The organism is Streptomyces sulfonofaciens (assembly GCF_014656295.1).
Lineage (GTDB): Bacteria > Actinomycetota > Actinomycetes > Streptomycetales > Streptomycetaceae > Streptomyces > Streptomyces sulfonofaciens.
In genome coordinates, this window is sequence record NZ_BNCD01000027.1 from 32,808 (window position 1) to 55,287 (window position 22,480).

Consider the following 22,480-nt stretch of genomic DNA (forward strand, 5'->3'; position numbering starts at 1 on the left):
GGGAGGCGGCACGGGCCCCTACCTGGAAGCCGTCCCGCCCTCATGGGTGATCCACCCCCCGGGGTGATCTGCCCGCGAGGGTGCTCGGCCGCGGAACCGCTCCGGGCCTCAAAAGCCGCTCCGCCGCTGCCCCGGGCTCGTCAGCCCGCTTCTGCCCGTCCCAGTCCGTCTCAGCCCGTCCCAGCCCGCTTCTCCGCCCCCAGTCCGTCCCAGCCGGTCTCAGTCCGTCTCAGTCCGTCTCAGTCCGTCTCGGGCCGCGGTTCGTCGGAAGGGCCCTTCCTGCCCTCGGAGCCGTCGCCCGCCTCGGAGCCGGAGCCGGAGCCGTTGCCGCCGCCGAACCCGCCGAACCTGCTGCGCACCTTGCCGCCCAGGTCCCCGGCACCGCCCGCCAGGTCCGAAACCAGCTTCATCAACGGATCCTTGGAATGGCGTACGTCGTTCGCATAGGACGCCGCCGACTGGCGGAAGGAGTCGGAGACCGAGGTGTTCCCGTCGTCGTCGCGCTGCGGGTAGTGGCCGTCCAGGATCCGCTGGTAGTCACGGGACTCCGCCCACGCCTTGAGCTCCGCGGCCCGTACCGTCGCGAAGGGGTGGGTGCGGGGGAGGATGTTGAGGATCTTCAGCACCGAGTCCCGGAGGTCGCCCCCTGCCTCGTACTCCTCGGCCTGCTCCAGGAAGGCGTCGACGTTCATCTCGTGCAGGTGGTTGCCGCCGGCCATCTTCATCAGGCCGCGCATGGAGGCCCGCAGGTCCTGGCCGACCAGCAGCCCGGCGCGGTCGGCGGACAGCTCCGACTTGCGGAACCACTCGCGCAGCGCGGTCACGATCGCCATCACGGCGACGTTGCCGAGCGGGATCCACGCGACGCGCAGCGCCAGATTGGTGAGGAAGAGCAGGACGGTGCGGTAGACGGAGTGGCCGGAGAGGGCGTGGCCGACCTCGTGGCCGATGGCCGCCCGCATCTCCTCCGCGTCGAGCAGCTCCACCAGACCCGTGGTGACCACGATGATCGGCTCGTCCAGACCGATGCACATCGCGTTCGGCTGCGGATCCTGGTTGACGTACATCGGCGGGATCTTTTCCAGGTCCAGGATGTAGCAGGCGTCCCGCAGCATGTCGTTGAGGTGCACGAACTGCGCGTCCGAGACCCGTACCGAGTCGGAGAGGAACAGCAGCCGCAGGCTGCGCTCCGGCAGCAGGCCGCTGAGCGTCCTGAAGACGGTGTCGAACCCGCTCAGCCTGCGGAGCGCCACCAGGGCGGAGCGGTCCGCGGGATGCTCGTACGCCCGGGAGGAGATCCCCGGGAACCGGGAGCGGGACCTGCCTGGCACCCGGTCGTGCGGTTCGTGATTGGCGTCTGTCATGCCGTCCCCCTGCGAAGTCGGTCCCCCCGAGGCGGCTCCAGCCTAAGCGGAGTTACGGTGACGGGGCAGCGCACGACATCGGCTGTGCACATTCCATGACATTGTGCGAGCCGCAGGAGCCACCCAGGAGTCGCCCCTCATGGAGTTCATCCCTCACACCGCCTGGCTCGCCGGGGCCGCGAGCGCCGCGGACCAGCAGGGGCCCGGCACCCTCCTGCGCACCGTCCTGGCCGTGCTGCTGGTCGGCGTCGCCCTGACGGCCTGGTTCCTGCTCCGCGGCTACCGCGGCTCCCGTCCTTCCGAGGACGACGGCGCGGCCCGGACCCCCGGCGGCGCAGGCGAGAAGAGCGCTCCCGGGGGCGCCGCCGGCGAGCAGGGCGCCCCGGCGGACGGTTCCGGTACGCAGGGCGGGGCTCCGGCCGGCGGGCGCGGCGGGAACGGCTCCGGTGACGCTGGGCGAGAGCAGTAGACCCGAGTCGGCGTGAGCCTGCCCGGGACACCCGCATACGATGGCCCGGAAGTCTTCAGTCCACTGCCCGATCCCACCTTCCGGATAGGTCCTGCCGACGATGAGCCTCCACAGCACCGCCGCCCAGATGGCCACCCTCGCCGCCGAAGGCGAGAAGGGCGGCAACCACCCGAGCCTCAGCCCGTACCTCACCGGCGGCGGCGCGCTTTTCGTGCTCCTCCTGCTGCTGTGGATCACCACCCGCTTCAACCGGGACCGCTGAACCGCCGCGGTTCCCTTTCCCACCGCCGGCCGGGGCCCACCAGGGCCCGGCGGCCGGGCCGGTAGGGTCAGCACGCATGGGAGAGCAGGACATGCCTACCGGTCAGCACAGGCCGGCCGCCGCGGGCCGGGACGTTCCGGCGGGTCCGGCGAGCACCGGCAAGCGGCGTCTCGGTGTGATGGGCGGAACGTTCGACCCCATCCACCACGGCCACCTGGTGGCGGCCAGCGAGGTCGCTTCGCAGTTCCAGCTCGACGAGGTCGTGTTCGTCCCCACGGGTCAGCCGTGGCAGAAGACGGAGACCAAGGTCTCCGCGGCCGAGGACCGCTATCTGATGACGGTCATCGCCACCGCCGAGAATCCGCAGTTCTCCGTTAGCCGGATCGACATCGAGCGCGGCGGCCCGACCTACACCACGGACACCCTGCGCGAGCTGCGGGACCTCAACCCCGACACGGACCTCTTCTTCATCACCGGCGCCGACGCCCTGGGCCAGATCCTCACCTGGCGCTACACCGACGAGTTGTTCTCCCTTGCGCACTTCATCGGAGTCACCCGTCCCGGGCACACGCTCGCCGACCCGGGCCTGCCCGAAGGCGGTGTCACGCTCGTGGAGGTCCCCGCGCTTGCCATCTCCTCCACAGACTGCCGTGCGAGGGTCGCGGCGGGCGATCCCGTCTGGTACCTCGTGCCGGACGGTGTGGTGCGTTACATCGCCAAGCGCAATCTGTACCGCGGCACCTGAGCCGGGAGGGCACCTGTGAACGAGCGACACGACGGGTACGCGGGCGACCCGTACGAGCTCATCGGCTACGACGCGTACGGTCAGCCCGTGTACCGGCAGGTGCCGCCCCAGCAGTCCTCCCAGGACGCCCGGCAACCGCACGGTGACCCGTCGTACGGGTACGACGACCCCTACGGCACCGGTCAGCAGCAGGCCGCGGCGCCGTACGACCCGCAGGACCCGTACGGCACCGGCGGGCAGTCCGGCGGGCAGCCGTACGATCCGTACGGGCAGGATCCCTACGGGACGGGCCACCAGCCTGCCGTCCCGCAGCACGACCCGTACGGCACGGGCCAGCAGCAGCCCGTGCCTCCGCAGGACCGCTACGGCGCGGACCAGCGGAGCGCACCCCCGTACGACCCGTACGGGACGGGCCAGCAGCAGGCCGTGCCGCCGTTCGACCCGCAGGCAACCGGCGGTCAGCCGATAGTCCCGCCGGTCCCGCCCCAGGACCCGTACGGGACCGGCAGACAGCCCCTGACACCCTCCCAGGACTCCTACGACGCCTACGACCCCTATGGAGCCGCGGCGGACACCGGGCCGCAGCAGCGGCCTTCGCAGCCGCCGCGGGAGCGCGGTCCCGACAGCGGTCCGGGGGACGGGGCGCCGCCCGGCGGCGAGTACGGGACCGAGCAGTTCTCGTTCGTCGAGGAGCCCGACGAGGACTCCGAGGACGTCATCGACTGGCTGAAGTTCACTGAGAGCCGCACGGAGCGGCGCGAGGAGGCCCGGCGACGGGCCCGCAGCCGCGTCGTCGCGCTGGTCGTCGTCCTCGCGCTGGTCGTCGCCGGCGGCGTCGGCTACCTCTGGTACGCGGGCAAGCTGCCCGGCCTGTCGGCGGACGGCACCGAGGGGTCCGCCCAGGCGAGCGGGCCCCAGAACCGCGACGTGATCGTCGTCCACCTGCACAACACGAAGAAGGGCGGCACCTCCACGGCGCTGCTCGTCAACAACACCACCACCGGGCGCGGCACCACCATCCTGCTGCCCAACTCGCTGGCCCTGACCGACGAGGACGGCACCGCCACCACCCTGGGCAAGTCCGTCGACGACGACGGTTCCAGCGGCACCCGTGAGTCCGTCGACACCCTGCTGGGCACCCGGATCGAGGGCACCTGGCGGCTGGACACCCCGTACCTCAACAACCTCGTCGAGCTGGTCGGCAACATCGAGGTCAGCACCGACACGGATGTGCCCGACCCCGACGCCAAGAAGAACAAGAAGGGCGATACCGGGCCACTGGTGAAAAAAGGTGAGAACCAGACCCTCAGTGGCCCGATGGCCGTCGCCTACGCCACCTACCGCGCCCCAGGCGAACCGGAGACCGCCCAGCTCAACCGCTTCGGACAGGTCTTGTTGGGCGTGCTGCGGAAGATGTCGTCCGACCCGGGGTCCGCGACGGTCACCGTGCAGACCCTGGCCCAGATCCTGGACCCCTCGCTGACCGACAAGGACCTCGGCGCCTTCCTCGCCAAACTCGCCGACCACGCCAAGGGCGGCGACTACAAGACCATGCTGCTGCCGGTCCAGCAGGACGGCACCGTCAGCGAGCGGGCCACCGACAGCGTCGTCAAGAACGTGCTCGGCGGCACCGTCAAGGCCCCCGAGAAGGGCGCGGCGGTCCGGGTCGGCGTCAGGAACGCCACCGGCGCCAAGGCGGCGACCGAGTCCGCACGGGTCGCCCTGGTCAACGGTGGCTACACCTTCATCGACAGCGGACAGAACACCGCCCCGCAGGCGTCGTCCCAGGTCACCTACTCCGACACGGCGAAGAAGCAGGACGCGTCCGAGGTCGCCAAGACCCTCGGCCTGCCCGCGAGCGCCGTCAGGAAGGGCGACGTGCCGGCGAACGCCGACGTGTCGGTGGCCCTGGGCCGGGACTACGACTACCAGAAGGAGACGGCTTCGCCGTAGCCGCTTCCTGGCCCGCCGCCCCTCCTGGGCCCGCACGGCCTCGCCCGGGCCCCTGGCCCCTTCTGGCACGCGTAGCCCCTCCCGGGCCCGGGCCCATGGCGCCTCCTCGGGCTTCCCCCTCCCCGGCCCGGGAGGGGGAAGCCCGACCCGGATCCGGGAGGGGCGGCCCAGGCCGTCCGCCGTCCTCCTGGGGGGAGGGCCGAGGAGGCCCTCCCCCCAGGCCGCGGCGACAGCGTGCGGTAATCGTTTGAGGGCCGCACGGTGGTCCGTGAGACCCTGGGACGTACTGACCGCCGACGCACCGCCGGCCGCGGGGGTGTCCCGCTGCCCGGCGGCGTCTTTCCGCCCTTTTCCCGACCGAAAGCTGTGTAGTGACCGCCACGGACCGCTCCCTCGAGCTCATCTCCGCTGCCGCGCAGGCCGCCGCCGACAAGCTCGCGCACGACATCATCGCGTACGACGTCAGCGACGTGCTGGCGATCACGGACGCCTTCCTGCTCGCCTCGGCGCCGAACGACCGCCAGGTCAAATCGATCGTCGACGAGGTCGAGGAGCGGCTGAACAAGGAGCTGGGAGCGAAGCCGGTGCGCCGGGAGGGCGACCGCGAGGCCCGCTGGGTGCTGCTCGACTACGTCGACATCGTCGTGCACGTGCAGCACCGCGAGGAGCGCGTCTTCTACGCACTGGAGCGGCTCTGGAAGGACTGCCCGGAGATCGAGCTGCCCGCCGACGCGAAGGCCACCCGCGGCAAGAGCGAGGAGCACGCGCAGCGCGAGCGGGCGGCCGAGGAGGCGGAGGAGCTGCGCGAGCTCGGCGGGGAGCTGCGGTGAGCGGCCGCCGCGTCATCCTGTGGCGGCACGGCCAGACGGCCTGGAACGTGGAGCGCCGCTTCCAGGGCACCACCGACATCGAGCTCACCGAGGCCGGCCGCGGCCAGGCCCGCCGCGCCGCCCGGCTGCTCGCCTCCCTGCGGCCGCACGCGATCCTCGCCTCCGACCTCAGCAGGGCGGTCCACACGGCCGCCGAGCTGGCCCGGATCACGGATCTCGACGTCACCTACGACGATGCCCTGCGCGAGACGTACGCGGGTGTCTGGCAGGGCCTGACGCACGAGGAGATCATCGCGTCGTACGGCGACCAGTACGCGGCGTGGAAGCGCGGCGAGCCGGTGCGCAGGGGCGGTGGCGAGCTGGAGACCGAGGTCGCCGACCGCGCCGCGCCCGTCGTGCTGCGCCACGCGGAGAAGCTGCCGGAGGGCGGCACGCTCGTGGTGGTCAGCCACGGGGGCACCATCCGCACCACCATCGGGCGCCTGCTCGGCCTCGAACCCCGGTACTGGGAGAGCCTCGGCGGGCTCTCCAACTGCTGCTGGTCCGTCCTCGGCGAGGGTGCACGCGGCTGGCGGCTGCTGGAGCACAACGCGGGCACCCTGCCCGAGCCCGTGCTCGGCGACGACGACTGAGCCGGGGCCGGGCCCCGCGAAGGCCCGGATTTCACATTCCGGCAGCTCGCAGGCTAAAGTTCTGACTGTTCGCCGCACGGAGCGGAACGAACACAAGGGGCTATAGCTCAGTTGGTAGAGCGCCTGCATGGCATGCAGGAGGTCAGGAGTTCAATTCTCCTTAGCTCCACGGGTACGAGGGCGATCTGTTTCCGCGGTGAGCGGGAGCGGATCGCCTTTGTCATTGTTCTGCGTGAGACGGTGGTCGTGTACGGCTGACCGGACGACGACGGATGGTCGGTACCGTCGTCCTGTCCTGCAACTGTCCAGGCATGGCCTTGGCTCGGCCGGGCTCCGTGCCCGGGCCGCCGCCTTCCGCGCACCTCTTTCTGTACCGCCCACTCCGCCCCACCGCGCACCCGCCTCGCGGGCACCCGCCTGCATCCCATGGGGGCATCTCTTCGCGGACGCTCTCGGGGTGTGCGCGTGGGCGCCGCCCGGCTGGTGTGCGATTGGGTGCCGCCCGGCTCGTGTACGTGCCGCCCGGGCGGTTGTGCGCGTGGTCGCTGCCCGGCTCCGCCGTCCTCGGCGTCGTGTCCGGACTGGTACGCCTGCGTCGATGACCCCCTCGCCCCCTCCGTGGCAGAATCAAACGGCCGGTAGGGGACGCCCGACGGGAGGGAGAAGTGATGCCTGCGCGCATCCTCGGGGAGGCCGACCGCCTCCTCGAAGCGGTGATGAGACGAGACCGGACCACTTCCCCCCAAGCCCCCCTCGCCCGGCCCCTCCACGGTGGTTGTCCCGGCGGCGGCTCTCCGGGCGCGCCGTCCTTCGGCCCCCTCCTCAAGACCCGCCTCACCTGTCCGTCCTGCGGCTCCTCCCACGTCGCCCAGATGCTGGGGGACAACGGCGGGATCTCCTACGTGTGCACGGCCTGCGGCCATAGCTGGAGCTGACGGATGGGTGCACACAGGCGGAAGTGCGATTGGTGCGGCAGCGGTACGCCGATCGTCCGCGACATGGAACCGGTCAACCCCGACTACCAGTACTGGTGCGAGGAGTGCGCACGGGCGCTGATCATAAAGGGCGACCCGATCGAGACGTACCGGGAACTGGAGGGCGAGCCGATCTACGGCCGGCTCCTGGACGAGCACTGCACGCTCAAGCGGTTCTACTCCTTTGCCACCGCATGACGCCCCTGTGAGGGCTTGCCGGTGGCCGCAGGCCGCAGGGGATGCGGTGATCCGAATCGATTTGGTGATCCACCGGGAGGACCGTGTAGTGTTGGCGCAGCCGCCGGGCAACCGGGCGGCGGCCACTCGGGGCTATAGCTCAGTTGGTAGAGCGCCTGCATGGCATGCAGGAGGTCAGGAGTTCAATTCTCCTTAGCTCCACGGGTACGAGGGCGATCTGTTTCCGCGGTAAGCGGGGCAGGTCGCCCTCGTCGTCGTTGTGCCCGGCTCCGCGCTGTGGCGCGGCGGTCCGGTCCGGTTCGGCGGGCGCGGTTCTGGGTGCGGCGGTGGTGCGCTCAGGAGTCGTCACGGGGCAGCGCCGACGGGAGCGTCGTGCGTGCCGGGACACGCGGTGCCAGGGGTGACCGCGAGGTGTGCCAGGGGAGTCCCCGCGGTCAGATCGGGGGATCCGGCGGAACCCCCGGTCGACGTTTTCCGTTTACGGTGGAGGAGCGGGAGTCGGCACGGCGCCGGATCGACCGGTCCGCCGGGCAGTCGCAGGACCGTCAGCACCGAAGGAGCGTCATGGAGACCGTGTTCGCCGTCGTGGCGCTGGTGATCGTGCTCTTCGTGGTCTTCGGCGCCTACCTGACCGTCAAGGTGGTGGGCGCCGCCAAGCGCAGCGTGGACCGCACCATCACGCAGGCCCGGCGCTCGGTCGAGGACTCCGCCCTGCGGGCGAAGTCGTACGCGCAGCCGGGTCCGGCCGGTGAGCTGGCCCAACTGCGCCTGCGGCTGCGGACCACGATGCGCGCCACCCAGGACGCCCTGCACGCCAAGGCGGCCGAGGACGCGTCGCTGAAGGAGTCCCTCGGCCTCTTCGAGCGGCTCAGCTCCCATGGACACGAGCTGGACGCCGAGCTGAAGCGCCTCGAGCGGGAGCCGGACCGGGCCACCCTGGCCACCCGCCTCCCCGACCTGCGCAAACGCACCCAGCAGATCACGGAGTCCGCTGACTCCCTGCGCTGGGCGGCCCGCGAGCGCGCGCACCGCTTCGCCGACGACGACCTGGACAGCCTGAGCGCACAGATCGACATGGAGGCAGGAGCCCTACGGCACTGGACGCACGCGCCCCAGGCCCCGGGGCGGCGCGACCCGGGCCCGGCACCGCAAGCGCAGGGGCCCGGGCCCGGCCGCGTGCCGTCCGCCTGGCCCGAGCCCCCGGCGCAGGACGCCACGGGAGCGGAGCAGACCTGGCCCGACTCCTCCTCCGGAGCACGGCAAGCGGGCGCGCAGCAGCCCGCCCCTCCCGAGATCGCCCCTCCGGTCCGCCGGCCCACGTACTCCTGGCAGAAGAAGCCCCGCCCCGAGAACACCACATGACCTGCACACAGTCGGCCGGGGCCGGGCTGCCGACCGGCGTCGCCTGCGGGTAATCTCCAGCTCATGTCCCGCCATGTCGCCATCGTCACCGATTCCACGGCCTACCTGCCGCAGCGGATGGTGGAGCGGCACGGCATCACCTCCGTGCCGCTGACCGTCGTCCTCGGCAACCGGGCGCTGGAGGAGGGCACCGAGATCTCGGCGCGCTCACTCGCCGAGGCCTTGCAGAAACGGCGACCGGTGACCACCTCCAGGCCCAGCCCCGCCGTCTTCGCCGAGACCTACCGCAAGGTGGCGCAGGCGGGCGCGAAGGGCATCGTCTCGCTGCACCTGTCCGCCGAATTCTCCGGAACCTACGACGCCGCGGTCCTCGCGGCCCGTGAGGCGCCCGTCCCGGTACGGGTCGTGGACACCGGCATGGTCGCGATGGCCCTCGGCTTCTGCGCCCTGGCGGCGGCGGAGACCGCGGAGGCGGACGGCACCGTCGACGACGCGGTCACCGCGGCGGAGAAGCGGGCGGCGAGTACAGCTACATATTTCTATGTCGACACGCTCGACTATCTGCGTCGAGGTGGACGGATCGGCGCGGCGCAGGCCCTGCTGGGCTCCGCGCTCGCCGTGAAACCCCTGCTCCAGCTCGACGCCGGCCGCATCGAGCTGTTGGAGAAGGTACGGACGGCATCCAGGGCCATCGCCCGGCTGGAGGAGATCGTCGCGGAGCGGGCGGGCGCCGCCGAGGTCGACATCGCCGTGCACCACCTCGCCGCGCCCGAGCGGGCGGCGGTCCTCGCCGACCGGCTGCGGGACCGCGTTCCCGGTCTGGCCGACCTGCACGTGAGCGAGGTCGGCGCGGTCATCGGGGCGCACACGGGGCCGGGTCTGCTCGGGGCCGTGGTCTCACCGCGCTGAGGCCCGAGGCCCCGGGCGTCACACGTCCAGGTGACGGAGTTTTCCACAACTGCCCAGTAATCCACGGGAATCGAGCAAGATCCACGGGGCTCAGCGGTGCTGCTTAACGTCTCGTGCATGGGAATTCGCTCACTCTCCGTACGCAGCACATCCACCGCCACCAGCGGCCCCGGCCGCGTGCCCGCCTCCGACGGCCGCGTCCGCAGGCCCCGGGCGAGCCGCCCCGGGTTCCGCCCGTGCGGCGCCCGAGCGCGCCGCCGCCAGGCCATGAGGGAGTCCCTGCTCCTACGCACGGCCGCCGTCCTCGGGGCGCCCCCCGAGCCGCAGGGTCCATCGGCGACCGAGCCACGGGTGCCCGCCCAGCACCCACCGGCACCGCCGTGCATCGAAAAGGACCCGGTCGATGCCCACCTGGTCGATCCCCACCCGGTCGAGCGCTGGTCGGACCCGGAGACGGTGCGCTCGGAGACGGGCCGCCCGGGGGCGGTGCACCTGGAGACGGTGCACCAGGGCGGGGCCGGCCCGGGCGGCACGGTCCCTGCCGGGGCGGACACAGGAGGGGCGCCCACCGTGGCTTCCGCGACCCCCGAGGCCATGACGGGAAGGCCGCTCGGCGCCGTGCCCGCGACGGCCGGCGTGCGGGCTGACGGCGCGGGCGGCTCGTGGCGGGCGCGGTGTACGCGGGCGTCCGCTGCCGTGCGGGACCGCATGCCGCTCTGGATGCAGGCCCTGCAGGCGCGCTGCGGTCTGGAAGTGCGCAGTGTGATCGCCCTCGTGGTGGTGCTGGTCGCCGCTGCCGCCTTCGCCGTGCAGCACTTCTGGACCGGCCGCACCCAGCCGGTCAAGGCCCCGGATGTGGTCAGGGCGGCGCCGCCGGAGCCACACCAGGGGCCGCCCGGTCAGGCACCGGCCGCATCGGGCGCCGCGAGTCCCGCCGCCGGCGCGGGGAACACGATCGTCGTCGATGTGAGCGGCAAGGTACGCAGGCCGGGGCTCCAGCGGCTGCCCGCGGGTTCACGGGTCGCCGACGCACTGGAAGCGGCCGGCGGAGTCCGCCCGGGTGCCGACACCGACGGCCTCAACCGCGCCCGCCTCCTGGCCGACGGCGAGCAGGTGGTCGTCGGTCGGCAGGGGCAGGCCGCCGGACCGGTGACGGGTGCGGGTGCCGGTTCTGCCGGCGCGCAGGCGACGTCGAGCGGCGGCACGGGTGCCGCCGCGCCCGCGGGCCCGGTCAGCCTGAACACCGCCACCCCTGAGCAACTCGACACGCTCCCCGGCGTCGGCCCGGTCCTGGCCCAGCACATCATCGACTACCGCACCCGGCACGGCGCCTTCCGCTCCGTCGACGAACTCCACGAAGTCAACGGCATCGGCGACCGCCGCTTCGCCGATCTCCGGGATCTCGTACGGCTATGAGCACCCGGACGACAACCGGTGGCGACCCCCCGGGCGTGGACACGGCTGCCGGCTCCGACGTGATCGCCTGCTCCGATGCGGCTAGCGGTTCCGATGCGGTCGCCCGCTCCCTCGGGACGACCTCGTCCGCACCGGTGACCGGCCCCGGCCCGTGGGTCCCTGCCGATGCGCTGCCCGGAGACCGCCCGACGGCAGGCACCCGGGCCGCCCCCACACCGGGTGCCGCCACCGTCGGGACACCGGCACCCGGTCCCTCCGCCGAGCCGGCCGGGGGCGGCAGGCCGCGCCCCCCTGATCCGGCGGGGGATCCCGGGGATCCGGGACATCCGGACGGTCCGGGAGACCCGGGGACCCGGCCCGCGGTCCACCGCGACGCCCCCAACCGGCTCGGCGCCTCCCACCCCCGCCAGGAGGGCCCCGCAGACCTGCGGCTGGTCCCGCCGGCCCTGGCGGCCTGGGCCACGGCTGCGCTGACGCTGCACGCAGCACCGAACCGCGTCCTCGCGGTCCTGGCGGTGTCCACCGCTCTTGCGGCGGCCCTCGCCGTACTGGCAAGGACCCGGCATACAGCGCCGCGGGGCACGGGACGGCGACCATGGGTGCGGGTGTCCGCGACGGCGACCCTGCTCTGCGTCGCCGCCTCCGCCGCGTCGGCGGCCCTGCACGGCGCCGATCTGCGGCGCGGCCCCGTCCCGGACCTGGCCCGCCGCTACGCCTTTGCCACCCTCGACCTGGAGGTCACCTCGGATGCGCGCAGGACCCGCCCGCGGGTGACCGGAGACCATATGGCACCGACGGCGGTCATCCTCGACGCCAGGGCCGTTCGGGTCACGACCACGGACGGCGCGACCCGCATCACCCGGTCCCCGGTCCTGGTGATCGCCGACGCATCCGCGAGGGGAGACGAGGAGGCGGCAACCGCGACGGGACGGACCGGGGAGACGTCCGGGACGGGGCCCACCGGGACCGCGGAGGGGGCGGTGTCCACCGGGAGCGCAGTCAGGCCCGACGCGTCGGGATCCGCCCTGCCCGGCCCGCACCACCCGGAGCCATCGGCCCGCACCGATCCGGACCGCTCCGGTGCGGGCCCGCCCGGTACGCGGTCGCGGGCGGCCCACACCTCCTGGTCGGACCTGCTGCCCAGTACCCGGGTGCGGGTCCGGGCGCGCCTGGCGCCGCCCCTGTCCGGCGGTGACCGTGTCGCCGCCGTGGTCCGGGTCGGCCGGGGCGTGGCGCCGAAAGTGGTCCAGGGGCCTTCGGGCCCGCAGGAACTCGCCGGCAGGCTCCGTGCCGGGCTGCGTACGGCGACCCGGGACCTGGCGCCCGACGCCCGTGCGCTGCTGCCCGGACTGGTGGTCGGGGACACCTCAAGGGTCCCGCCAGATCTGGACGAGGCATTCGACGCCACCGGGCTGACCCATGTCCTCGCGGTCAGCGGCGCCAACTTCACGATCCTGCTGACCCTGCTGATCGGACCACCCGGCCTCGCGCACCGCGCCGAGCGTCGTGGGCTGGCGCCCCGACTGGGCATCGGCCTGCGTGGCACGGCACTGCTCGGCGGGGCGCTGGCCCTGGCGTTCGTGATGGTGTGCAGGCCCGAACCCAGTGTGCTGAGGGCCGCGGCGTGCGGCGGGATCGCACTCCTCGCCCTCGCCACGGGCCGGCGCAGATCGCTGGTTCCGGCGCTGGCGGCGGTGGTGCTGCTGCTTGTGCTGTACGACCCGTGGCTGTCACGGAGCTATGGCTTCCTGCTCTCCGTGCTGGCGACAGGGGCCCTGCTCACGGTGGCCCCCCGGTGGAGGAGCGCACTGCGGGAGCGAGGTGTTCCGCCGCGTGTGGCGGAGGCGTTGGCGGCCGCTGCCGCCGCCGAGGTGGTGTGCGCACCGGTGCTGGTGGTGCTGGCCTCACGGGTGAGCCTGGTCGCCGTGCCGTGCAATCTGCTGGCGGAGTTCGCGGTGGCCCCCGCCACGGTGCTGGGCTTCGGTGCCCTGGCGGCGGCACCGGCGGCCATGCCGCTCGCCAGGGCCCTTGCCTGGTGTGCCGGCTGGCCTGCGCGCTGGCTGGCCGGTATCGCCCGGACCGGCGCGGACCTGCCGGGCGGCACCGTCGACTGGCCCGGGGGCTGGCGCGGCGGACTGCTGTTCCTTGTCGTGATCGTGGTGGTGGCCGGGGCGGGCCGGAGGCTGATCAGACACCCCTGGGTGTGCCTGGCCTGTGTCTGCGTCCTGCTGCTGTTCGTCCTGCAGCCGAGACCGCTGCCGCGGGTGCTGACCGGCTGGCCGCCGCCCGGGTGGCGGTTCGTGATGTGCGATGTGGGACAGGGCGACGCCGGTGTGCTCGCGGCGGGTGACGGCACGGGCGTGGTGGTCGATGCGGGGCCCGACCCGGTGCGTGTCGACCACTGCCTGCGCAGACTGGGCGTCACCCGTGTCCCGCTGGTGCTGCTCACCCACTTCCACGCCGACCATGTGGCGGGGCTGCCGGGTGTTCTGCACGGGCGGGAGGTCGGAGCGATCGAGACCACCGGGCTGCAGGAGCCGAGAGGCGAGGCGGAGCTGGTCAGGACTGCCGCGGCGGCCCGGCACATCCCGGTGACACGGGCCGTGGCGGGGGAGCGGCGGCGGGCGGGGGCGCTGGAGTGGCAGGTGCTGTGGCCACCGTCGGGGCCGTTGCCGGAGTCCGACGGTCCCAATGACGCGAGCGTCGCGCTGCTGGTGCGCACCGGCGGGCTGCGGTTGCTGCTGCTGGGCGATCTGGAGCCGCCGGCGCAGCAGACCCTGCTGCGGAGCCCGGCGGGCACGGGCGTTGCGCATGTGGACGTGCTGAAGGTGGCCCATCATGGTTCGGCGTATCAGGACCCGCAGCTCCTGCGGCGGGCGTCACCTCGGCTGGCGCTGATCTCGTGCGGGGCTGACAACCCCTACGGCCACCCCTCGCCGCGCACGGTCGCACTCCTGCGGGCGGGTGGCGCCAGGGTGCTGCGGACCGACGCGGACGGCTCCCTGGCGGTCGTCGGGACGGCGTCGAGCGGGATGAGAGTAGCCGAGTCGTCCGCCCCGCGCTGGTGAGGCGGGGCAGGAAACCGCACCGCCGACAGGCGACAAGGGTGGAAAGTCTTGATCGCTATGAAAAATCATCCAGCCAATTCGAACCATAAGGCGCAAAAATCAGCATAAGTGCCTGATTTCCAGGGTGCGGACCTGCCCTGCCTCGGTCTCCGCAGGAGCGATGGAAGGTATCTTCGCAAAAGTTGATTGCCGGATAGGGTGTCCACAACTGCACGTTCACAAGTCCTGACGAGTTCTCACATCGCACTGGGGTGTTCGCAACATGTTCGGCCGCAGGCAGGGCAAGTACACGAACCGCGGGCCGGGAAAAGGGATCCTCTCGGCCCTTCCGACGCCGCCTGACGCGGGGGTGCTGAGCTGCCGGGTGCTCGACCCCGTCAGCGAGCCCGTGCGGCATGCCGAGTTGGCGGTCAGCGACACCCTGGGTCGTACGGTCGTCGCAGGGAGTACGGACCCGTACGGTTCGTTCGTGGCCACCGTCCCGGCCGGCGAGTACCGCCTGGCGGTCTCCGCGGAGGGCTATGCGCCCTACCGTGCGACCGCGACCGTCCCCGAGAGCGGCCTCGCCTCGCTCGGTGACCTCACCCTGCAGATCTCCACGCCTCCCGCGCTGCCCCTGCCGGGCGACTGGGAGATCGAGCCGGCCCACACCTCGATCGGTTTCACCGCGAGCCGCATCGGCTTCGCACGCATTCGCGGCCGGTTCAACACCTTTGCTGGTGCGATACGGATAGCCGACCCCATCGAGCACTCCGCGATGCACGTGGTGATCGACGCCTCCTCGATCGACACCAATGTCGCGGTGCGCGACAACCACCTGCGGTCCGCCGATTTCCTCGATGTGCGGCGCTTCCCGACGCTGGAGTTCTACAGCGACCGCTTTGTGCACAAGGGCGGCAGTCATTGGGCCATCACCGGCGCACTGTCCCTGCACGGCGTCACCCGTACGGTCACGCTCGACACCGAGTACCAGGGCCTGGGCAGCGGCGTGGAGGGCGAGCCCAGGGCGGCCTGCCATGCCACGGCCGAACTCCACCGCGACGACTTCACGCTCAGTTGGCAGAGGATGCTGGCCCGTGGCGTCGCGGCCGTCGGCCCGAGCGTCACGGTGGACCTGGACGTTCAGATCGTGCCCAAGTGGTGACCCGCGGCCGGTGCCCCGTTCTCCACCGCGACATGTGCACCGGCTTTCGCGCCGGGGCCTCTGGAGCCCCCCACCCGGGTCGTCGGTGCCGACCGGATGCCGGGAGAATGCCGTGGTGAGACAAGCGGTGTGTGTGATGCGACTGGTGTGGGGTTCGTGGAAGAGCTGAGCGACGTTGTGAGCGAGGTCAGGCATGTGCTGGTGCTGCCCGACCGTGACGCCGCGGAGGAGGCGGCCGAGGCGCTGGGTGAGCGGTTCGGCCTCGTGGAGGAACCGCAGTTGAAGCGGGACGCCCTCGCCGGTGAGGACGATGCCGAGGACGTCCAGTGGCTCCTGGTCGTCGAGGATGCCGAGGAGCAGCTCGACCCCCGGGAGCTGGACGAGTTCGCGGCCGAGTGGGACGGCTGGCGCGAGGAGCCCTGAGACGCCTGGCTCCGGCCGTGCCGCTCGGCCCTCTCGCTTGGGCCGCGTCGCTCCGGTGCCCCGCGCCGGCCGGGCCGCACCCGCCCGTCCGCGCGGCCGGGGCATGGGCGGGCCCGCCCGACCGCAGGACGCGATCGGCTGCGGAGGACGCGATCGGCTCCCGAGGGTGGGGCCGGCTGCGGGGCGTCGGGTCGGCCCGGCAGGGTGGGCAGCGCCGGGCACGGGACCTGCTGCCAGCGCGGACTGTCAGCGGGGCCGGTCAGCGCGGACTGTCGGCGGAGCTTGTCAGTGCCGCGTGGGATGCTTGGCGGCGATGGCCAGGAACAGCGAACGCACCGCAGGAACCCGCAGGTCCGACACCTCCGACCCGCTGGCGCCGGTCACCGTCGCCGTGGGGCAGGAGGAGCTGCTGCTCGACCGTGCCGTACAGCAGGTGGTCGCGGCGGCGCGGGCCGCCGACCCGGACACGGACGTACGGGACCTCGCCCCGGACCAGTTGGCCCCGGGCACGTTGGCCGAGCTGACGAGCCCCTCGCTGTTCGCCGAGCGGAAGGTCGTCGTCGTTCGCCAGGCGCAGGATCTGTCCGCGGACACGATCAAGGACGTCAAGGCGTATCTGGCGGCGCCCGTGCCGGAGATCACACTCGTACTGCTGCACGCGGGCGCCGCCAAGGGCAAGGCGCTGCTCGACGCCGCGCGCAAGGCGGGGGCGCGTGAGGTCGCCTGCCCCAAGATGACCAAGCCGGCCGACCGGCTGGCGTTCGTGCGGGGTGAGTTCCGGGCGCTTGGCAGGTCCGCGACGCCCGAGGCGTGTCAGACGCTGGTCGACGCGATCGGCAGCGACCTGCGCGAGCTGGCCTCCGCCGTGGCGCAGCTGACGGCGGACGTGGCCGGCACCATCGACGAGGCGGTCGTCGGGCGGTACTACACGGGCCGGGCCGAGGCGTCGAGCTTCACGGTGGCCGACCGCGCCGTTGAGGGGCGCGCGGCGGAGGCACTGGAGGCACTGCGCTGGTCGCTGTCGACCGGCGTCGCGCCGGTGCTGATCACCAGCGCCCTGGCCCAGGGCGTGCGGGCCATCGGGAAGCTGTCCGCGGCCCGGGGCGGAAGGCCCGCGGATCTTGCCCGGGAGCTGGGCATGCCGCCGTGGAAGATCGACCGTGTCCGCCAGCAGATGCGGGGCTGGACACCGGAGGGCGTCTCGGTGGCACTACGCGCCGTGGCGGAGGCGGACGCGGGAGTGAAGGGCGGCGGGGACGACCCGGAGTACGCGCTGGAGAAGGCGGTAGTCGCCATTGCCAGAGCGGCCCGCTCCCGGCGTTAGCGGTTCGGTCGGAGCCCGGGTCGGACGGCCGGTGTCCGCTGCCCTCGTCGGTGGCCGGTCCGCTCCCGGGCCGGTGGGTGGTCCGCTCCCGGGTCGGGTGGCCGGTCCGCTCCCGGCGTCGGCGGCACTCGGGAAGCGGTCGAAGCGGTCGAAGCGGTAGACGGAAGCGTGCGGGAGCACAGGACGACGACCGAACCCCGCCACTGACGCCAGGAACCCCCTCCCGGCCCCTGGGGAAGGGGCGGAAAGGGGTTCCTGGGACTGCTGCGAGGACCCCGCCGCAGCGTCGTGGCGAACGCGGACGAGTGCGGAGCCCGGGATGCCGGTGGGGAGCGGAGGAGAGAGGGCCCGCTCTGGGTCCCGGCCGGCGGTCAGACGTACGGATGACCTGATGATCGGCTAGGCGATCGGACGGCCGGGCCGGAGCCACGGCCGGGGTCGGTCACCGGGCCGCCCGTCTGGGCGGCTCAGCCCTTGAGGGACGCGACCTTCGACGCCAGGGCCGACTTCTTGTTGGCGGCCTGGTTCTTGTGGATGACGCCCTTCGAGACAGCCTTGTCCAGCTTGCGCGCGGCGTCGCGCGAGGCGGCCGTCGCCTTCTCGACGTCACCCGCGGCGACTGCCTCACGGGTGCGGCGGATCGCGGTCTTCAGGGAGGACTTGACGGCCTTGTTCCGCTGCCGGGCCTTCTCGTTGGTCTTGATCCGCTTGATCTGGGACTTGATGTTCGCCACGAAGGAGCCTTTTCAGGATCGAGTTCAGCTACAGAAGATGGATCTTTCACGTGTCCCGTCGGTCGGTCGCCCCGGCTTTGCGTACCGCGCCGCTCCGCAGAGGGCCCGGGACCCCGGGGGAGGGTCCGAAGACACAGCGGTCCAGGCTAGCAGCCGGCGCCCAAGCGGCCCAAACCGGTCGCAGTGCCCGGCCCGTGGGACGATGGGAGCTGCGTATCGATCTGCCCTCGAACTCATCAGAGGCTTGAGAAGCCTCAGGAGACAGGACCCTGCGTGCCCGCGACCACTGACCATGTGCCTGAGCCGAGCCGTACCGACCCGGCTCGGATCCGCAACTTCTGCATCATCGCGCACATCGACCACGGCAAGTCCACGCTTGCCGACCGGATGCTCCAGCTCACCGGAGTGGTCGACCAGCGGCAGATGCGCGCCCAGTACCTCGACCGGATGGACATCGAGCGCGAGCGCGGGATCACGATCAAGTCCCAGGCCGTCCGGCTGCCCTGGGCCCCCGTCGAGGGCCCCGACCAGGGCAGGACCCACATCCTGAACATGATCGACACTCCGGGACACGTGGACTTCACCTACGAGGTGTCCCGTTCCCTCGCCGCCTGCGAGGGCACGATCCTGCTCGTCGACGCCGCCCAGGGCATCGAGGCCCAGACCCTCGCCAACCTCTACCTGGCGATGGAGAACGACCTCACCATCATCCCGGTCCTCAACAAGATCGACCTGCCGGCCGCCCAGCCGGAGAAGTTCTCCGAGGAACTGGCGAACCTCGTCGGCTGCGAGCCGGACGAGGTCCTCAAGGTCTCGGCGAAGACCGGCCTCGGAGTGGAGGCGCTGCTCGACAAGGTGGTCGCCGAGATCCCCCCGCCGGTCGGCGTCCCCGACGCCCCCGCCCGCGCCATGATCTTCGACTCGGTCTACGACTCCTACCGCGGCGTGGTGACGTACGTACGTGTCGTCGACGGCCAGCTGAACAAGCGCGAGCGGATCCGGATGATGTCCACCGGCGCCACCCACGAACTGCTGGAGATCGGCACCAACTCGCCGGAGATGCTGCCCGCCGACGGCCTCGGCGTCGGCGAGGTGGGCTATCTGATCACCGGTGTGAAGGACGTCCGGCAGTCCAAGGTCGGTGACACCATCACCGCCCAGTCCAAGGGCGCGCAGGAGCCGCTCGGCGGGTACAAGGACCCCAGGCCGATGGTCTTCTCCGGTCTGTATCCGCTGGACGGCTCGGACTATCCGGAGCTGCGCGAGGCCCTGGACAAGCTCCAGCTCAACGACGCCGCGCTGGTCTACGAGCCGGAGACCTCCGCCGCGCTCGGCTTCGGCTTCCGCGTCGGCTTCCTCGGACTGCTCCACCTCGACGTGGTGCGCGAGCGGCTGGAACGCGAGTTCGGCCTCGACCTGATCGCCACCGCGCCGAACGTGGTCTACCGCGTCGTCATGGAGGACGGGGCGGAGCACACGGTCACCAATCCGAGTGAGTTTCCGGAAGGAAAGCTCGCAGAGGTGCACGAGCCCGTGGTGCGGGCCACGATCCTCGCGCCGAGCGAGTTCATCGGCGCGATCATGGAGCTCTGCCAGACCCGGCGGGGCGTGCTGCTCGGCATGGACTACCTCTCCGAGGACCGTGTGGAGATCCGCTACACCCTGCCGCTCGCCGAGATCGTCTTCGACTTCTTCGACCAACTGAAGTCCAAGACCCGCGGGTACGCCTCGCTCGACTACGAGCCCACCGGCGAGCAGAGTGCGCAGCTCGTCAAGGTCGACATCCTGCTGCACGGCGACAAGGTGGACGCTTTCTCGGCGATCACCCACAGGGACCAGGCGTACGCGTACGGGGTGCGGCTGGTCGCCAAGCTCAAGGAGCTCATCCCGCGGCAGAACTTCGAGGTGCCCGTGCAGGCCGCGATCGGCTCCCGGGTGATCGCCCGGGAGACCATCCGGGCCATCCGCAAGGACGTCCTCGCCAAGTGCTACGGCGGTGACATCTCCCGCAAGCGGAAGCTGCTGGAGAAGCAGAAGGAGGGGAAGAAGCGGATGAAGATGGTGGGCGCCGTCGAGGTGCCCCAGGAGGCGTTCATCGCGGTGCTCTCCAGCGACGACGGAGGCAAGAAGAAGTAGGCGCCTCGGCTCGCCCAGGGCTTCCCGGGCGGGCCGCGGCCACCGGACCGGCATCGGCGCGCCCGTGTGTGCGGGGCCCGCGCGTGCCGGTCGTCCCCGAGACCCGGCGCGCCCCGTGCGCCGGGTCTCGGGCGTTCTCGCGGCGGTCCGCTAGCACAGCCGTCCCATCCGGTGTGTGCGCAAAAGCGGGACTCTCTGCGAAGAGACGGAGCGCCGTGTAAAGAGACGCGTCATGGCCTCTTACGCGTGGCCCGGCTGCCCTCTACTCTGATCACGCTCGACAGTTACTCGTGAGTTAAACAAGCAGCCAAGCCGCGGGCAGTCGGCCACCTGGCAAAGAGCCACGCTGTCGCGGGCCCGGAGGAAGTCGTGAGCGACACACAGACCCTGATCGAGAACCGTCCGCCGTCGGTGGCGACTGTCTTCCTGGAGCGCGTGGCGGCCACGCCCGACAAGGAGGCCTACCGGTATCCGGTCCCGCCCGCCTCGGGCGCGGGGCCCGACGACTGGAAGTCGCTGAGCTGGGCGCAGGCGGCCGATCGGGTCACCGCCATCGCCGCGGGCCTCATAGAACTCGGCGTCGGGCCCGAGGAGCGGGTCGCGCTCGCTTCGACCACACGGATCGAGTGGGTCCTCACGGACCTCGGCATCCTGTGCGCGGGAGCGGCCACCACCACCGTCTACCCGCAGACCAACGCCGACGAGTCCGCGTTCATCCTCGCCGACTCCGGCAGCAGGGTGCTCATCGCGGAGGACGTCGAACAACTGGCCAAGGCGCGTCAGCGGCGCACCGACCTGCCCGGGCTCGCGCACGTGGTCGTGATCGACCCCCGCGGCGTGAGGGACGCGGCCCCCGCGGACGAGCCCGACGGCTGGGTCATCACTCTCGACGAGCTCCAGGCGCGCGGTGCCGCCCGCCTGGAGAAGGACCCCGACCTCATCAGGGAGCGGGTCTCCGCGATCACCGCCGACCAGCTCGCCACCCTGATCTACACGTCCGGCACCACCGGCCGCCCCAAGGGTGTGCGGCTGCCGCACGACTGCTGGTCGTACATGGCCAAGGCCATTGCCGCCACCGGCCTCATCTACCCGGACGACGTGCAGTACCTGTGGCTGCCGCTCGCGCACGTCTTCGGCAAGGTGCTCACCAGCGGCCAGGTGGAGGTCGGGCACGTCACCGCAGTCGACGGCCGGGTCGACAAGATCATCGAGAACCTTCCGGTGGTGCAGCCCACCTACATGGCCGCCGTGCCGCGCATCTTCGAGAAGGTCTACAACGGCGTCGCGGCCAAGGCCCGGGCCGGCGGGGCAGCCAAGTACAAGATCTTCCAGTGGGCCGCGGGAGTGGCCCGCGAGTACGCGAAGGTCACCCAGGACACCTACCGCCGCACCGGCAGGGCCTCCGCGCCCCTGGGCCTGGGCGCCAAGCACAAGATCGCCGACGCCCTCGTCTACAGCAAGCTGCGCGAGGCCTTCGGCGGGCGGATGCGGGCCTGTGTCTCGGGTTCGGCGGCGCTCGCGCCCGACATCGGCTACTTCTTCGCCGGCGCCGGAGTGCACATCCTGGAGGGCTACGGACTCACGGAGTCGTCGGCGGCGTCCTTCGTCAACCCGGGCGAGGCGTACCGCACCGGCACCGTCGGCAAGCCGCTGCCGGGCACCGAGGTCCGCATCGCCGAGGACGGCGAGGTCCTGCTCCGCGGGCCCGGCATCATGCAGGGCTACCACGGCCTGCCGGACAAGACGGCCGAGGTGCTGGAGGCCGACGGCTGGTTCCACACCGGCGACATCGGCGAGCTCTCGGCAGACGGCTATCTGCGGATCACGGACCGCAAGAAGGACCTGATCAAGACCTCCGGCGGCAAGTACATCGCCCCGGCCGAGGCCGAGGGCCAGTTCAAGGCGGTCTGCCCGTTCGTCTCGAACATCCTGGTGCACGGTGCCGACCGGAACTTCTGCACCGCGCTGATCGCACTCGACGAACCCTCGATCATGGACTGGGCGAAGGAGCACGGCCTGGCCGGCAAGTCGTACGCCGAGGTGGTGGCGGCGCCCGCCACGGTCGCCCTCGTCGACGGCTACGTCCAGCGGCTCAACGAGGGGCTCCAGCGCTGGCAGGCCATCCGCAAGTTCCGGCTGCTGCCGCGTGACCTGGACATCGAGCACGGTGAGCTGACGCCCAGCCTGAAGCTGAAGCGGCCCGTGGTGGAGCGGGAGTACCGGCATCTGATCGACGAGATGTACGCGGGGGCCCGCGAGGCCTGATCCGCGGCGGGGCGCGCCTTCGGGGCCCCGGCCCCGTCCGCCCCCGCCCTCCGCTCTCCCGGGTCCTGGCTTACCCGGGTCCTGGCTCTCCCGGCCCCTGGCCCCGGCCGAGGTCCGGAGCCTTCGCCCTGGCCCCTCTCCGGGCCCTGGTTCACCCCTGGGTGCGTTCACCGTTCGTCTCCGGGGTCTGGCCCGTGTCTGGGGTCTGGCCCGTCTCCGAAGCCTGGTCCGTGTCCGGGGCCCTGGTCCGCCTCCGGCGGGTGCCCGGTGCG

General features: G+C 72.0%; 18 protein-coding genes and 2 tRNA genes. 18 read left to right on the forward strand and 2 right to left on the reverse strand.

Annotation, left to right across the window (positions count from 1 at the left end):
* Positions 1-239: 239 nt before the first annotated feature.
* On the reverse strand, positions 240-1,364 hold the full coding sequence (locus tag IE313_RS30440) for a M48 family metallopeptidase (RefSeq protein ID WP_189937947.1): 1,125 nt from the start codon (positions 1,362-1,364) through the stop codon (positions 240-242).
* A 139-nt stretch (positions 1,365-1,503) separates the two neighbouring features.
* Here IE313_RS30440 and IE313_RS30445 point away from each other — a divergent pair, with 139 nt between their 5' ends.
* From IE313_RS30445 to holA, 16 genes are all read left to right on the forward strand, one after another.
* Positions 1,504-1,833, forward strand: coding sequence for a hypothetical protein (locus tag IE313_RS30445; protein ID WP_189938043.1), 330 nt, complete (start codon positions 1,504-1,506; stop codon positions 1,831-1,833).
* 100 nt (positions 1,834-1,933) lie between these two features.
* Positions 1,934-2,095, forward strand: a complete 162-nt coding sequence (locus IE313_RS30450; RefSeq protein WP_189937949.1) for a hypothetical protein — start codon at positions 1,934-1,936, stop codon at positions 2,093-2,095.
* A 76-nt stretch (positions 2,096-2,171) separates the two neighbouring features.
* On the forward strand, positions 2,172-2,840 hold the full coding sequence (nadD, locus tag IE313_RS30455) for a nicotinate-nucleotide adenylyltransferase (RefSeq protein WP_373317099.1): 669 nt from the start codon (positions 2,172-2,174) through the stop codon (positions 2,838-2,840).
* Between the two features lie 15 nt (positions 2,841-2,855).
* Complete coding sequence (locus IE313_RS30460; RefSeq protein WP_189937951.1) at positions 2,856-4,793, forward strand: LCP family protein; 1,938 nt, start codon at positions 2,856-2,858, stop codon at positions 4,791-4,793.
* A gap of 371 nt (positions 4,794-5,164) precedes the next feature.
* Positions 5,165-5,623, forward strand: coding sequence for a ribosome silencing factor (gene rsfS, locus IE313_RS30465; RefSeq protein WP_189937953.1), 459 nt, complete (start codon positions 5,165-5,167; stop codon positions 5,621-5,623).
* Positions 5,620-6,255, forward strand: coding sequence for a histidine phosphatase family protein (locus IE313_RS30470; protein WP_189937955.1), 636 nt, complete (start codon positions 5,620-5,622; stop codon positions 6,253-6,255). Before rsfS ends, IE313_RS30470 begins: the two co-directional genes overlap by 4 nt.
* Positions 6,256-6,351: 96 nt before the next feature.
* A tRNA-Ala gene (locus tag IE313_RS30475) sits at positions 6,352-6,424 on the forward strand.
* A 769-nt stretch (positions 6,425-7,193) separates the two neighbouring features.
* A complete protein-coding gene (locus tag IE313_RS30480) occupies positions 7,194-7,427 on the forward strand; it encodes a hypothetical protein (RefSeq protein ID WP_016643127.1) in 234 nt (77 codons plus the stop codon).
* A 128-nt stretch (positions 7,428-7,555) separates the two neighbouring features.
* Positions 7,556-7,628: transfer RNA gene (locus IE313_RS30485), tRNA-Ala, on the forward strand.
* A 363-nt stretch (positions 7,629-7,991) separates the two neighbouring features.
* Positions 7,992-8,789, forward strand: a complete 798-nt coding sequence (locus IE313_RS30490) for an AAA family ATPase (protein WP_189937957.1) — start codon at positions 7,992-7,994, stop codon at positions 8,787-8,789.
* A 63-nt stretch (positions 8,790-8,852) separates the two neighbouring features.
* Positions 8,853-9,698, forward strand: coding sequence for a DegV family protein (locus IE313_RS30495; RefSeq protein ID WP_189937958.1), 846 nt, complete (start codon positions 8,853-8,855; stop codon positions 9,696-9,698).
* Positions 9,699-9,815: 117 nt separating this feature from the next.
* Positions 9,816-11,114: a ComEA family DNA-binding protein gene (locus IE313_RS30500; protein ID WP_229925093.1), complete on the forward strand. Its 1,299-nt coding sequence runs from the start codon at positions 9,816-9,818 to the stop codon at positions 11,112-11,114.
* 605 nt (positions 11,115-11,719) lie between these two features.
* Entirely contained in the window at positions 11,720-14,182 is a 2,463-nt protein-coding gene (locus IE313_RS30505; RefSeq protein WP_229925094.1) for a ComEC/Rec2 family competence protein, read from the forward strand.
* A 262-nt stretch (positions 14,183-14,444) separates the two neighbouring features.
* On the forward strand, positions 14,445-15,326 hold the full coding sequence (locus tag IE313_RS30510) for a YceI family protein (RefSeq protein WP_189937959.1): 882 nt from the start codon (positions 14,445-14,447) through the stop codon (positions 15,324-15,326).
* A gap of 177 nt (positions 15,327-15,503) precedes the next feature.
* Positions 15,504-15,749 carry a hypothetical protein gene (locus IE313_RS30515; protein ID WP_189938025.1) on the forward strand — a complete coding sequence of 82 codons (246 nt, stop codon included), beginning with the start codon at positions 15,504-15,506 and terminating at the stop codon, positions 15,747-15,749.
* 313 nt (positions 15,750-16,062) lie between these two features.
* The gene (gene holA, locus IE313_RS30520; protein ID WP_189937960.1) at positions 16,063-17,073 is read left to right on the forward strand and encodes a DNA polymerase III subunit delta; all 1,011 of its coding nucleotides are present in this window, start codon (positions 16,063-16,065) and stop codon (positions 17,071-17,073) included.
* Between the two features lie 467 nt (positions 17,074-17,540).
* Here the strand turns inward: holA and rpsT are convergent, their stop codons facing one another.
* Positions 17,541-17,807: a 30S ribosomal protein S20 gene (gene rpsT, locus IE313_RS30525; protein ID WP_189937961.1), complete on the reverse strand. Its 267-nt coding sequence runs from the start codon at positions 17,805-17,807 to the stop codon at positions 17,541-17,543.
* Between the two features lie 273 nt (positions 17,808-18,080).
* On the opposite strand from rpsT, the gene lepA reads away from it, so the two are divergent.
* Together lepA and IE313_RS30535 are read left to right on the forward strand one after the other, a co-directional pair.
* On the forward strand, positions 18,081-19,943 hold the full coding sequence (lepA, locus tag IE313_RS30530; RefSeq protein ID WP_189937962.1) for a translation elongation factor 4: 1,863 nt from the start codon (positions 18,081-18,083) through the stop codon (positions 19,941-19,943).
* Positions 19,944-20,312: 369 nt separating this feature from the next.
* Positions 20,313-22,208, forward strand: a complete 1,896-nt coding sequence (locus IE313_RS30535; protein ID WP_189937963.1) for an AMP-dependent synthetase/ligase — start codon at positions 20,313-20,315, stop codon at positions 22,206-22,208.
* Positions 22,209-22,480: the final 272 nt, after the last annotated feature.